Genomic DNA, 13,447 nt, shown 5'->3' on the forward strand with positions numbered 1-13,447 from the left:
CGTGCCGACCGGCACTGGACATGGGCAGTCTATTCAGCGGTACCGATCACCCGGCTGAAGGGCTGCCCCCGTGAAACGAGCTCTGCCTGACGTACGGCTCCGTGTCCCCACCGACGAGGACGCCGTCGCCTGGCACCGGGTGTTCGACGACCCGGACGTCATGGAGTTCCACGGCGGCAGGTCCGCGGAACTGTCCGTCTACGAGGAGCTCACCGCCCGCCAGCGCCGGCACGACGCGGTGCACGGCTTCTGCCTGTGGACCGTGCTCGACGGCTCCGGGCAGGTCATCGGCTTCACCGGCGCCCAGCCCTGGCCGCGGGACTGGGGGCCGAAGGGGGAGATCGAGATCGGCTGGCGGCTCGGCCGGGAGCACTGGGGCAGGGGATACGTCACGGCGGCCGCGCGGATGACGGTGGAGCGGGTGCGGGCGGCGGGCGTGCCGGCAGTGGTGGCGATGGTCCTGGCCGGCAACACCCGCTCGATCGCGGTGACCCAGCGGCTCGGCATGCGGCTGGCCGAGGTCTTCACGACGCCGGGACCGGAGCTGGAGGCGCACTGCTACCGGCTCGACTTCAGCGACGGTGACACGGAGTAACCGAGTGTCACAGAAAGACACCTGACACTTCCGGGCGGCGCCGGGCCGGAGTTACGCTGCCGGTACCGCTGGGGGTGACATCTGTGCACATACCGCCCAAGACACCCGAAGTGCGCGTACCGCGTCTGGTCGGCCTGATGGCCATGGACGCGCGCCGGACGGCCGACGCGCGCGGGGTGTTTCTCGCCGCGCCCGACCGGCCGGACTTCCACCGGACGGTGGTCGACCACGTCGTACGGCAGTACCCGCCGCCCGGCGTCGAGGTGCCGCGCGGGGCCATCGTCACCGTGTGGTTCGACCTCGGGGAGGCGGAGGGCGGCGGAGGCGCGGGGGTGCGGGAGCCGCGGCTGCCGAGGACGCCCGGCGGCGGGATGCGACGGGAACTCGACGAACCGGGCGGCGACGCGTACGTCGTGACCGGATTCGGCTCCTGCTGAAAGCAGCCGGTCGGCTCCTGCGGTGCCTGCCGGGCCCCGGAGGCTGCCGGTGGCTCAGCTGTCCTTGAAGCCGCGGTGCAGGGCCACGATGCCGCCGGTGAGGTTGCGCCAGGCCACCTTGGACCAGCCCGCCTCGCGCAGCCGCTCGGCGAGGGCCGGCTGGTTCGGCCAGGCGCGGATGGACTCGGCGAGGTAGACGTACGCGTCGGGGTTCGAGGACACCGCGCGGGCCACCGGCGGCAGCGCGCGCATCAGGTACTCGGTGTACGCGGTGCGCAGCGGCGCCCAGGTGGGGTGCGAGAACTCGCAGATGACCACCCGCCCGCCGGGCCGGGTCACCCGGTACATCTCGCGCAGCGCCGCGTCGGTGTCCTGCACGTTGCGCAGCCCGAAGGAGATCGTGACGGCGTCGAAGGTGTCGTCCCGGAACGGCAGCCGGGTCGCGTCGCCCGCGGTGAACGGCAGCCAGGAGTGGCGCTGCTTGCCGACCCGGAGCATCCCGAGGGAGAAGTCGCAGGGGACGACGTAGGCACCGCTGCGGACGAAGGGCAGCGAGGACGTGGCCGTACCGGCGGCCAGGTCCAGGACCTTCTGCGCGGGCCGGGCGTCGACGGCCCGGGCGACCTCCTTGCGCCACACGCGGTCCTGGCCGAGCGACAGCACGTCGTTGGTCAGGTCGTACCGTTCCGCCACGTCGTCGAACATCGAGGCGACTTCGTGCGGCTGCTTGTTCAGGGAGGCGCGGGTCACCCGCCCATTGTTGCAGTTACGGCCCTCCGCGCCCGCTCAGGGGAGCAGTCGCGGCTTCTTCCTCGCCGCCACGTCCTCCACCCACCCGCACAGCAGGACGAACAGCGCGATGAGGACCCAGCCGACGCCGAACATGAACCACTGGCTCTCCAGCGGCAGGTAGGTCTCGAACGCGGGCACCTTCCAGAACTGGTCGATCAGCGGCACGGCCAGGATCAGCGCGATCTCGTGCCAGAGGTAGATCGTGACCGCGCGCGCGTTGAAGACGGTCACGATCCGGTCGAGCCGCCGGAACCGGGTGAGGCCGGCGAAGTCGATGCGGAAGCGCGCCTTGGCCCACATCAGGAGCATGACGAAACCGGCCGACCAGAACGCCTGGGCGAGCGGGATCTCGTCGAGGTCGTAGGTGCCGAACCCGGCGCGGTGGGCGAGGGCGTACCAGCCGCCGTAGCCGAGCGCCGCCAGGGAGAGGAGGACGACCGCGGCCGGCTTCATCCGCTGCAGGACCCCGTCGCGGTGCGCGAAGCCGAGGATCCAGCAGAAGAGGTACGTCGACAGGTCCCACAGGGCGCTGCCGAGCCGGTTGTCGGGCCCGGACCAGACGAAGGTGAGGACCAGGATCGGCGCCAGGGACGACAGCAGCACCGGGACGGGGGCGAGCCGGAACACGCGCAGCAGGAGGGGGCAGAGCAGGACGAACCAGAGATACGTCCGCAGGTACCAGAGGATCTCCCACGCCTGCTCGCCCCAGGCGCTGCCCGGCGGATCGCCCAGCGGCACGACCCAGTAGAGGAGCTGCGGGCCCGGCATCCAGTCGTGGATCAGCATCGCGAGGACCACGAAGACGCCCCAGAACCAGAAGGGCGGCAGGAGACGGCGGAAGCGGCTCCTGACCACCTCGATCGCGGGCCGCTGAAGGGACTTGGCCATCAGGGTGCCCGCCAGCCCGAACATGATCCCCATGGACGGGAAGACCAGGCCGGCCCAGGCCCAGCCGAAGGTGTGATAGGCGACGACCCGGACGAGCGCGACAGCGCGGAGGGTGTCGAAGTAGCGGTCCCGGCCGGCGGCGACCGCGGCGGACTCCGGTGCGGCAGCGGCGGCGGGCTCCGGTGCGCGCTCCACCACCGGCGGCGGCACCGTCGAGACGGCCGCCGGCGGCACCCCCTGCCCATGGCCCTCGTGGCTCGCGTGGTTCTCGTGAGACTGGGGGTACGGCTGCGGTGCGTACGACGGCTGTGCGTACGGCTGCGGTGCGTACGGCTGCTCGGGGTACGGCTGCTCGGTGTAGGCGTGCGGATACGGTTGCTGTTGCTGTTGCTGTTGCTGTTGCTGCGGGAGCGGCGCCTGCCGGCCGTACCCCTCATGGCCGTACGGGAGTTGCTCCCCGTACCCCTGCCCCTCCCCGTACCCCGGACCGTGGCCGTACCCCTGCGGGTGTCCCCGCTGTTCCTGGCCCCAGCTCATCGGCCCGCCCCCGCCGGGGTGCCGACCTCGCCGGTCCGCTTCAGCTTCTGCCAGCGCAGCCGGCCGCCGGTGAGCGCGGTGACGCAGGAGTGGATGAGGACGAGGTACATCATCTGGCGGTAGGCCAGTTGCTGCAGCGGCATCATCAGCAGATAGCGGTACTTCTCGCGGTCGAGGCGGAAGGCGTACGCCGCGCAGAAGAGCTGGACGCCCAGGACCGCCAGCCACGCGTACAGCGCCGCCTGGAAGTCGACGAAGATCATCGAGTAGGCGGTGAACACGTCGATGAGCGGGGCGAAGACCGGCGTGACGATCTGGAAGATCACGACCAGTGGCATGCCGACCCGGCCGAAGCGGCCCGAAGGCCCCTTGTCCGTAAGGGACTTGCGGTGCTTCCACAGCGCCTGCATGGTGCCGTAGGACCAGCGGTAGCGCTGGGACCAGAGTTGCTTCAGGGAACCCGGCGCCTCCGTCCACGCCTTGGCGTGCTCCTGGTAGACGACCCGCCAGCCCGCCCGGTGCATGGCGATGGTGATGTCGGTGTCCTCGGCGAGGGTGTCCTCGCTCATGCCGCCGACCTGGAGGACCGCGTCCCGGCGGAACGCGCCGATCGCACCCGGGATGGTGGGCATGCAGCGCAGCAGGTCGTACATGCGGCGGTCGAGGTTGAAGCCCATCACGTACTCGATGTGCTGCCAGGCGCCGATGACCGTGTCGCGGTTGCCGACCTTGGCGTTGCCCGCGACCGCGCCGACCTCCGGGTCGGCGAAGGGCTGCACGAGCTGGTGCACGGCGTCCGGCTCGAAGACGGTGTCGCCGTCCATCATCACGACGATGTCGTGACTGGCGCTGCGGACGCCGTTGTTGAGGGCGGCCGGCTTGCCCGCGTTCTCCTGGCGGACGACCCGGACGTTGGTCATGCCGAGCGAGTCGGCCGCGTCGCGCGCGATCTCGGAGGTGCCGTCCGTCGAGCCGTCGTCGACGACGATGATCTCGATCGGGTGGGTGCTCTGCGCCAGCGACCTGAGCGTGTTGGCGATGCACTCCTTCTCGTTGTACGCCGGGACGATCACGCTGACCGGGCGGGTGACCGTCTCTCCCCAGCCGAAGCGGCGTCTGTTGCGCTGCCGGTGGTGGCGGCGGGCGAGGATCAGCATCATGCCGAACCGGCCCATGACGGCGACACCCACGACGACCAGTCCGACCGACAGCGTCGGCACCGTCCACTCGGCGACCGCGACGGCCGCGACGAGCGCCTTGCCCTCGTAGAGGGTCGCACCGGTGGCCTCGCGGTGCGCGGCCTGGAGCCGGGACGCGGCAGACTGCCCCGCCGTACCCCCGACGCCCGAGTTCCCGGACCCCGAACCCGCGCTTCCCGTACTGCCGTTGGGAGCGCCGCTCGGCTGCGTGCCGGGGGCCCCCGCCGCCCCGGCCGCCGCCCGGGCGTTGCTCGCGTTCTGCGCCTCGATGACTCCGCTGACGGTGGTGAAGGTGTAGCCCTTCGCCTTCATCTTCCTGATGTACTCGGGCAGCGCCGCGATCGTCTGCTCACGGTCGCCGCCCGCGTCGTGCATCAGGACCGCCGCGCCGTCGGTCCCCTTGGGCGTGGCCCAGTTGACGATCTTCGAGACGCCCGGCTTCTTCCAGTCGTCGCTGTCGGTGTCGACGAAGACGCTGGTGTAGCCGTCCTCGCCGAGCCTCTTGTAGACCGGCCAGCTGTAGTTGTCGATGGCGTCGGTCTCCGAGGAGTACGGCGCGCGGAACAACGTGGTGGTGATGCCGGCCGCGCCCGCCAGCGCGAGCTGCGTCTGCTCCATCTCGCGCCGGACGCGGGCGGTGCTCTGGTACGACAGGTCGACGTGGGTGAAGGTGTGGACGCCCACCTCGTTGCCCTGCTCGACCATGTCCTTCACGATGCCCGGGTAGCGCGAGACCATCGACCCGACCAGGAAGAACGTGGCGGGGACGTCGTTCTCCGCGAGGATGTCGAGGACCTCGGGCGTGTACGTCGGGTTCGGGCCGTCGTCGAAGGTGAGCGCGATCGTCCGGCTGGGGACGGAGATCGTCGTGGCCCGGCCGCCCCGGAAGGTCAGGATGGGGCCGCCGTTGAGGATCTTGTCGGGGACCTTGCTGGAGCCGGCCCCGTCGCGCATGCGCTCGTCGCCGCCGACCTCGGCGCGCAGATAGCCGTCGAGCAGCATGACGCTGGTCAGTCCCAGCAGGAGCAGCAGCGCGAGGATGACGCGGGGTTTCTGCAGCGCCGCGGCCCTGCCCGCCGCCCGTTCGATCCTCGTGGGGGCACGCCGGCGGCGGCGTGGTGGGGTCGTCGTGGTCATGGAGGTCGCTTGCCTTCCCGTCAGTTGGCGGCCGCGGCGGCGGACGCGGACGAGGAGGGGGCGGGGGTGCCCGTGGACGACGGCGACGCGGTGGCGCCGGGCCGGCCGAGTCGGGTGCCCGGTCCGCCCTGCGGCTGGTAGCCGCCCGGCGCGTTCCGGCCGGACGGGCCGGCGTTCTGGCCGCCGAAGGGCACCAGTGAGGACGGGTTGACCGACGTGCCGATGCCCATGAAGGCCATGCCCAGCACGACGGCGTACCCGACGCAGACGACGCCGAGGAGGATGCCGACCCGGCGCAGCACCTTGGAGCGGCGTCCGGAGTTGTCAACGAACACGGGGCCGTCGGCGGACGCGTTGCCAGGTTTGCGACGGCGACCGCGCACAGCGGCGGCGGGTGCGGCAGCGGCGCGGTTTTCGGTGGCAGGCTCGGAATGCATTCCCCGGATATTAGGGAGCGTTTATGTGTCGGAAACTCGGGAGTTGTTGTGAGACGGCCATGAGAAATCCCCTAACCTGTCTCTTCCCTGAGAGATTCCGGGAACGGCTGCGCCGAGGGCCGCGAGGCGAAAGGAACCGAATGCCCCGGTTCCGCGTCCGAACAGTCCGATTCGCCAGGCCGGATCTGTGGAGTCGCTGTACGCCATCTGTCCGCGCGAGGCGCGGCCGTGTGTGAGACATTTCCACTTCGGAAACACACTTTGTTTCCGTCCTGAGACAGAGATCACGAGAGCTGGTGCATGCAGAATGCGGAGTCTCCTGAAGTCGGCAGCCGGGCTCACCTGCTTGTTTGCCCTGGCCACCGCGGGATGCTCGGCGGGTTCCGGCGCCACCTCGGACGCGGCCCCCTCGGCGCCCGCGCCGAGCGACGCGTCGCCTTCGGGGAGCGCGTCGCCGTCGACGTCGTACGCCCCCTACGTCAGTGCCACCGACGCGTCCGGCACCGACTCCACGGCCTCCCCGGGCGCGTACAACCTGGCTTTCGTGATCGCCGACGGAAACGACTGCACCCCCCGGTGGAACGGCGTCGACGCGATCGGCGACGCGGCCGTCAAGGCGAGGATCGCGGCGCTCAGGAAGTCGGACGCCACCGTGCGCGTGTCCTTCGGCGGCGCGTCCGGCAAGGAGCTGGCGGAGAGCTGCGACACCGCGTCGGCGCTGGCGAAGGCGTACGGCGAGGCCCTGGACGCGGCCGGCTCGACGCAGGCCGACTTCGACGTGGAGGGCGGCACCCTGGCCGACTCCGCCTCGGTCGCCCTGCGCTCCGAGGCGATCGCCCTGCTGCAGCGGGAGCGCACCGGCCTGGAGGTGTCGTACACGCTTCCCGTCATGCCCTCCGGTCTCGACGCGGACAGCCTGGCGCTGCTGGAGTCCGCCAACGACAAGGGCGTCCAGGTCTCCACCGTCAACATCATGACGATGAACTACGGCGAGACCTACGACGGTGACATGGGCGACTACGCGATCACCTCGGCCAAGGCCGCGCACACCCAGCTGAAGAAGGTCTTCGGCCTCTCCGACGCCAACGCCTGGCGGGGCATGGCCCTCACCTCGATGATCGGCGTCAACGACGTCGCCGGCGAGACCTTCTCGCTCGCGGACGCGGCCCAGGTCCGCGCCTTCGCCGAGGAACAGGACATCGCCTGGGTGTCGATGTGGTCCAGCTTCCGCGACCAGCAGTGCGAGGCGGGCGACTCGGGGAACGACGACGCGGCCACCAACTGCAGCGGGGTGAAGCAGAGTTCGGGGGCGTTCGCGAAGGCGTTCGCGGGATGACGTGAGCCGTCCCGGCGGGAGGTGCCCCGGCGGAGCCGTCCCGGCGAAGGCGCCCCGGAGGGCGGGCGTCAGCGGCGCCTGTGCAGCAGCCGGCCCGCCACGACCGTGGCCACGCAGGTCGCGGCTCCCCGTTCGCCGAGGGCCGCCTCATCCGGGACGTCGAACACGGCGAAGGTCGCCTCGACAGCGGCTTCGGCCGCCCGATCGGTCCGTTGAGCCGTTCCCTCGACGGTGCCGCCGGACACGCCCACGGGCGGCAGCGGTCGCAGGATCGCCTCCGCCAGACTCCGTCCGCCGGCCAGCGGATCGAGTGCCGGCGGACCGGCGGGCACCCCTGGTCGCGGCCCGGTGCCCAGCCCCGCCCGGTGCAGCGCGTCCCGCACCGCGGGCGTCCGCAGGTCGCCCGTGACCGCGACGGTCCCGTGCGCCAGCATCCGCTGCACCCCGCGCCGCGCGCTCGCCCCCCGCCGGGCGTCGGTCAGGGCGAGCGCCGCGAGCGCGTCCGCGGTGACCAGCGGGGCGGTGCCGAGCTCGCCGGCCTCGCGCGGATCGGGGTGGTAGGCGTGCTCCAGGAGTTCCGGACCGTAGGGGTTCACCAGGCCCGGGGTGAGCAGCCCCGGCCAGCGCCGCACCCGGGCCGTCGGATGGGCGGCCACCAGTTCGCCGTAGGGGCCGAGAGCGGCGATCCGCCGCCCGTCGACCAGCACCGCGCCCCCGGGCACGGGGGGCCGCCGGTCCCCGGTGACGAGGAGACCGGCGGCGTGGATCGTCAGCATCGGCCGGTCAGTTGGAGGCGAGCAGCTTCAGTTCCGGGTGGGCGGTGCCGCCCGCGATCGCCGTGGACGAGATGTGGGACATCACCCGCTCGTCGACGGGGTCGTTCGCCGGGTCCTCGTGCACGACGATGTGCTCGTACGTCGTGGTCCGCTGCGCCGGGACCCGCCCCGCCTTGCGGATGAGGTCGATGATCTCCATCCGGTTGGAGCGGTGCTTGGCGCCGGCCGAGGAGACGACGTTCTCCTCCAGCATGATCGAGCCGAGGTCGTCGGCGCCGTAGTGCAGCGACAGCTGGCCGACCTCCTTGCCCGTGGTCAGCCACGAGCCCTGGATGTGGGCGACGTTGTCCATGAACAGCCGGGCGATGGCGATCATGCGCAGGTACTCGAAGAGCGTGGCCTGCGTACGGCCCTTCAGGTGGTTGTTCTCCGGCTGGTAGGTGTACGGGATGAAGGCGCGGAAGCCGCCGGTCCGGTCCTGTACGTCGCGGATCATCCGCAGGTGCTCGATGCGCTCGGCGTTGGTCTCGCCGGTGCCCATCAGCATGGTGGAGGTCGACTCGACGCCCAGCCGGTGCGCGGTCTCCATGATCTCCAGCCAGCGCTCGCCGCTCTCCTTCAGCGGGGCGATGGCCTTGCGGGGCCGCTCGGGCAGGAGCTCCGCGCCGGCGCCGGCGAAGGAGTCGAGGCCGGCCGCGTGGATGCGGGTGATGGCCTCCTCGACCGACACCTTCGAGATCCGGGCCATGTGCTCGACCTCGCTCGCCCCCAGGCTGTGGATGACGAGCTGCGGGAACTCCTTCTTGATGGCCGCGAAGTGCTGCTCGTAGTACTCGACGCCGAAGTCCGGGTGGTGGCCGCCCTGGAACATGATCTGCGTCCCGCCGAGTTCGACGGTCTCCGCGCACCGGCGCAGGATGTCGTCCAGGTCGCGGGTCCAGCCCTTGGCGGTGTCCTTGGGGGCCGCGTAGAAGGCGCAGAACTTGCACGCCGTGACGCACACGTTCGTGTAGTTGATGTTGCGCTCGATGATGTACGTGGCGATGTGCTCGGTGCCCGCGTACCTCCGGCGGCGTACGGCGTCGGCGGCCGACCCGAGCGCGTGCAGCGGGGCGTCGCGGTAGAGGACGAGTGCCTCTTCGGGGGTGATCCGTCCGCCGGCCGCGGCACGGTCGAGGACGGACTGAAGATCGGCCTTCTCGGTCACCGGGGCGTCCCTTTCGTAAGGGTTGTGGACAGACCGAACCAGCCTACGCCAGCGGGTTCCCAGAGCCGACGTCAGCCTGCCGGGGCGCGTGGCCCGGCGCGCGTCAGCCGGCGTACGCCCCGATCAGCAGTCCCCCGTACGCCCCGGCGATCAGGAACGGCCCGAACGCGATGGCCGTCCTGCGTCCCGCCCGGCGCGTCATTACCAGCGCGGCGGCGTACAGCGCCCCCAACAGGAACGCGGCGAAGGCGCCGAGCATCACCGTCGGCCAGCCGTACCAGCCGAGCACCGCGCCGAGACCGAGGGCGAGTTTCACGTCGCCGAAGCCCATGCCTGCCGGGTTGACGAGGAAGAGGACGGCGAAGCCGCCGCCGAGCGCGAGGGCGCCCCACAGCGCGGTCGGCCAGTCCCCGGCGTGCTCCGGCACCAGCGCGCACACCCCGAGCAGCGCGAGCGCGGCGGCCGCGAGCGGCAGGGTCAGCACGTCCGGCAGCCGCCGCACCCGGAAGTCGACGAGCGCCAGCAGCACCCAGACCGGCGCGAGCAGCAGCCAGACCGCGATCTCCGGCCGGGTCCCGGTGGCGGCGGCGAGAGCGGCGCAGAGGAGGGCGGTGACCAGGGCGACGAGGGGGGTACGGGGCCCGTAGGCGCGCCTGGCCGGAGCCTCCGTGGCGGCCCCGTCGTCCTTCGGCGCCACGACCGCCCCCGCGCACTCCCGGCAGCGGGCCCATCCGATCCAGCCCCCGATGGGGTGTCCGGCCGGGCACGTGTCGCGCCAGTTCTCCCCCGGCGGGACGGAGAAGCGGTGGGCGGCTCTCGGCAGCAGCGACCCCGCCGCCGCGCCCCACAGCGCGGCGGCGATCACCAGGAGGCCGATCATCCGACCGCGGCGACGCCGCCCCGCCACGTCGGCAGCAGCTCGTCGAGCAGTGCCTCGGTGCGCGGCGGGAGACCGCGGGCCCCGCTGCGGCCGACGAGGTCGGCGGCGAGCGCCCGGAGCCGGTCGGTGTCGCCGGTGGCGTGGGTGGCCCGCAGCAGTTCGTTCCACAGCCGCTCGTCGGCGGGAGCCGTACGCACCGCCGCGTTCAGCGCCTCGATCGCCTTCTCCGCGCGGTCCTTCTCCAGATGGAAGGCGGACAGCGCGAGCCCGATGTCTGCGACCAGCAGCGGGAGTTGGGCGTCGACGATCTCGTGGGTGAGCCAGCCGTAGCGGCCCTCGGCCCGGTCGGCGAGCAGCGGCCCGCGCACCAGCACCAGCGCGTCGGTGAGGAGCCGGCCGCGGACCGCCCGGCTGTCGACGCCCTTGCCCTGGGTGGCCTCGTAGTACAGCGAGCGCAGGACGTCCAGGTCGGAGACCACGGACTTGGCGAGCGTGAGCCGCCCGGTGGTGTCGGCGGTGAGGCGGGGTGCGCCGTTGGGGTCGGTGCCCAGCCAGACGCGCAGCCGCTCCACCAGCGCGTCCCGCACGTCGTCGGTGACCCCGCGCGGCCACAGCGCGGAGGACAGCACCCGCGGGTGCACGCCCTCGCGGTGCAGGAGCAGCAGCGCCAGCGCCTCGTGCAGCAGCGCGCTGCGCTCGCCGTCCGGCGTCTCCAGGCCGATGATCTCGTACGGCCCGACGAGGCGCGCGTACACCGCGGGCCGCCCCTGTTCGCTGATGTCGACGAGGAACGGCGGGGTGTTGGTCGGCCCGTCGGGTCCGCGGTCGGGGTCGGCCTCCACGAAGAGCTCGACGACGGCCCGCTGCTGGGCCACCGGCAGGAGCTGGGCGTCGAGTTCGAGCCCGAGCAGCGGGGCGAGCAGCTTGCCGGCGCCGGTGATCTCCATCTCCCAGGCGGCGCCGGGCAGATCACCCGTCTCGGTGCCGACGAGGTAGCCGATGCCGAGGCGGGAGGCGTCGGCGGCGAGTTCGGCGAGCTTGACGGCGTCCTCGGCGTCCGGCTGGGCGGCGAGCAGCACCAGGTGCGGGGCCCAACGGGTGTGCTGGGCGGGGCCGGTGCGGCCGGTGAGGACGGAGTCGTGACCGGCCGCACCGAGCGCGCCGCGGCGCTGCCGGGTCTCGGCCTCCATGGTCTCCACGAGCGCCTCGATGTCGTCGAGGTGGCGCAGCCGGTTGGGCGCGAGCGGGGTGAGGTCCTCGCCGAACCCGACGAGCGTGATCGTCATGCGGTCGGACCAGCCGTTGGTGGCGAGTTCGGCGGCGACGGAGGCGAACACGGCGGCCCGGTCGGCCTCGCGCCCGCTCAGGGAGACGATGCCGGGCACGGCCTCCAGGTTGAGCAGCAGCCGCGAGTCGTCCATGGTGCCGAGGCTGACGAGGCCGGGGTAGGGAGCGGCGGTGTCGACGTCCTCGTACCGCTCGCCGTCCGTGCGGGCCAGCACCCAGAACGTCTGGTCCTGGCCGAGCTGCCACGGGGCCGGCGGCTTGCCGGACGGCTGGGCGAGCTGGAGATGCAGGTCGCCGTTGGTCAGCCAGGCCGCGTACACGGTGGGCAGCGGCCGCGACTCGGCGGCGAGGGAGGCGGCGAGACCGCGCAGCGACCGGTCGAGCAGTCGTACGCCCTCGGGGTCGGCGCCCACCAGCAGCGCGTCCTGCACGTCCAGGGCGTCCCCGGCCGGCGTGGGCGGCTCCATCCCGCGCCGCCCGCCGACCGCCCCCATCGCCGACTGCCACAGCGCCTGCCGGCGCCGCCGCCCGAGCGCGCCGAGCAGACCGGCGGCGAGGAGGGGGGCGCCGAGGAGAGCCTCGGGCAGACCGAAGGAACCACCCGGGGAACTACCGGCGGAAGTGCCGGAGTCGCCTGAGGAGGGGGAGGCGGTGGCGTGCTGCCGGCCACCGCTCTCCGGCTGGTTCCGGTGCTGCTCGGGGGCGGTCCGCTGCCCGGGCACGGAGACCTGGCCGGCGCCGCCGTCCCGGGCCTCACCGCCGGCCTCCCCGGCGTGGTCCCCGGACTTGGCGTAGTCGTGGATCTGCTGCTGCACGTCCGGCGAGACGCCGGGCGCAGCGTCGGGCATCTCGACGAGTTCACCGCCGCGCGCGTCACCCGGCATCTCCATGATCCAGCCGGGCCGGATCAGACTGGCCTCGGACAACCGCGAACCGTCCGGCTGCACACGGTCCTTGTTGAGCTCGTAGATCTCCTTGTACCGGCGTCCGTCGCCGAGGTGCCGCTGCGCGATCTCCCACAGGGAGTCGTGATGGCGCCCTTCGGGAGGCTGGATCCGGTAGTACTTGGTGTCGCCCGAGCCGGCGGTGGCTCCGGCGGCCTCCGCGTGGGAGGCGGCCTGCGAGGCCTGCTCGGCGAGCGCCGCCGCCGTACTGGCCGCCTGCTCCTGCTGCTGCGCGAACAGTCCCGGCGTCTGCTGCGCGGCCGCGACGGTCCCCCGCTGGTTGTCCTCCAGGCTGTGCCCGAGCTGCGAGAGCCCCGGTGTGAAGCTGGCCGCCGTGGCGCTCACGAGGAGCAGCGCGGCGACCAACTGCCGTGCCAGCAGCTGGCTCCCGCCCGACCCCGGCACCCGCCCCGGCACCCCGACGCCGGACAGTGCGGCCTTCACCTCGACCAGCACGCACGCGGTGAACTGCGCCCAGGCCAGCCAGACGATGACGGTGAGGATGTGCAGGAACGTACTGACCGTGATCTGGTGCTTGAGCCACTTCATCGGCTCGAACTCGTGCGGCAACGGCCACCCCACGAGCACGGCCAGCACCCCCGGCACCCCGACGACCAGCACCACCAGGGCGAGGAAGGCGAGGAACGCCTTCACGAAGTCCCCGAAGGTGCGCCTGCGCACCCGCACCGGCTGCGGAGTCCGGTTCCTCGGGCCCGTCGAGCTTCCCGTCGAGCTTGAAGTGCTGCGTCGCGCCATGGCGGGTGTCCTGGGTCGTGTGTGGAGGGCGATGGAGTGGGGGTGTGCCGAGCCTACAGAGATCTTATGGACTGGGACTGACACCGTCGAAGGGCCGGCGGAACTCGTGCGCCGTCGGCCGCCGTTTCCTTCCGGATTGCCCGCGAAGCCCGACCTGACCGGGTCCCCGAGTCCTCACATTTCCCACACAACTGCCCTGCGGGGGCGGGTCACCCGGCCGTCCGGTGGAGGATCGGCGG

Annotated in this window: 11 protein-coding genes; 3 read left to right on the forward strand and 8 right to left on the reverse strand. The window is 72.2% G+C overall.

What is annotated here, in order from left to right:
- The first annotated feature begins 70 nt into the window (after positions 1-70).
- Both ABZT03_RS04820 and ABZT03_RS04825 read left to right on the forward strand, forming a co-directional pair.
- A complete protein-coding gene (locus ABZT03_RS04820) occupies positions 71-595 on the forward strand; it encodes a GNAT family N-acetyltransferase (protein ID WP_356033498.1) in 525 nt (174 codons plus the stop codon).
- Positions 596-705: 110 nt separating this feature from the next.
- Positions 706-1,032 (forward strand): PASTA domain-containing protein, encoded by a 327-nt coding sequence (locus ABZT03_RS04825; protein ID WP_356033500.1) that lies wholly within the window; start codon positions 706-708, stop codon positions 1,030-1,032.
- 54 nt (positions 1,033-1,086) lie between these two features.
- On the opposite strand, the gene ABZT03_RS04830 is transcribed toward ABZT03_RS04825, so the two are convergent.
- The 4 genes from ABZT03_RS04830 to ABZT03_RS04845 are packed head-to-tail and all read right to left on the reverse strand — an operon-like array spanning position 1,087 to position 6,022.
- The gene (locus ABZT03_RS04830) at positions 1,087-1,782 is read right to left on the reverse strand and encodes a demethylmenaquinone methyltransferase (protein ID WP_356033502.1); all 696 of its coding nucleotides are present in this window, start codon (positions 1,780-1,782) and stop codon (positions 1,087-1,089) included.
- Positions 1,783-1,818: 36 nt separating this feature from the next.
- A complete protein-coding gene (locus tag ABZT03_RS04835) occupies positions 1,819-3,249 on the reverse strand; it encodes an acyltransferase family protein (protein ID WP_356033504.1) in 1,431 nt (476 codons plus the stop codon).
- Entirely contained in the window at positions 3,246-5,585 is a 2,340-nt protein-coding gene (locus ABZT03_RS04840) for a glycosyltransferase (RefSeq protein WP_356033506.1), read from the reverse strand. The genes ABZT03_RS04835 and ABZT03_RS04840 overlap by 4 nt, the downstream gene beginning before the upstream one ends.
- 20 nt (positions 5,586-5,605) lie before the next feature.
- Complete coding sequence (locus tag ABZT03_RS04845) at positions 5,606-6,022, reverse strand: hypothetical protein (protein WP_356033508.1); 417 nt, start codon at positions 6,020-6,022, stop codon at positions 5,606-5,608.
- Positions 6,023-6,329: 307 nt separating this feature from the next.
- Here ABZT03_RS04845 and ABZT03_RS04850 point away from each other — a divergent pair, with 307 nt between their 5' ends.
- Positions 6,330-7,358 (forward strand): chitinase, encoded by a 1,029-nt coding sequence (locus ABZT03_RS04850; protein ID WP_356033510.1) that lies wholly within the window; start codon positions 6,330-6,332, stop codon positions 7,356-7,358.
- A 68-nt stretch (positions 7,359-7,426) separates the two neighbouring features.
- Here ABZT03_RS04850 and ABZT03_RS04855 read toward each other — a convergent pair whose 3' ends face one another.
- The 4 genes from ABZT03_RS04855 to ABZT03_RS04870 form a co-directional block, all read right to left on the reverse strand.
- Positions 7,427-8,134, reverse strand: coding sequence for a hypothetical protein (locus ABZT03_RS04855; protein ID WP_356033512.1), 708 nt, complete (start codon positions 8,132-8,134; stop codon positions 7,427-7,429).
- 7 nt (positions 8,135-8,141) lie between these two features.
- A complete protein-coding gene (mqnC, locus tag ABZT03_RS04860; RefSeq protein WP_356033515.1) occupies positions 8,142-9,341 on the reverse strand; it encodes a cyclic dehypoxanthinyl futalosine synthase in 1,200 nt (399 codons plus the stop codon).
- A 103-nt stretch (positions 9,342-9,444) separates the two neighbouring features.
- Positions 9,445-10,221, reverse strand: a complete 777-nt coding sequence (locus ABZT03_RS04865) for an A24 family peptidase (protein WP_356033517.1) — start codon at positions 10,219-10,221, stop codon at positions 9,445-9,447.
- Positions 10,218-13,208 (reverse strand): BTAD domain-containing putative transcriptional regulator, encoded by a 2,991-nt coding sequence (locus ABZT03_RS04870; RefSeq protein WP_356033520.1) that lies wholly within the window; start codon positions 13,206-13,208, stop codon positions 10,218-10,220. The genes ABZT03_RS04865 and ABZT03_RS04870 overlap by 4 nt, the downstream gene beginning before the upstream one ends.
- Positions 13,209-13,447: the final 239 nt, after the last annotated feature.

Origin of the sequence: Streptomyces sp. NPDC005574 (assembly GCF_040605435.1) — a bacterium.
Taxonomy (GTDB): Bacteria; Actinomycetota; Actinomycetes; order Streptomycetales; family Streptomycetaceae; genus Streptomyces.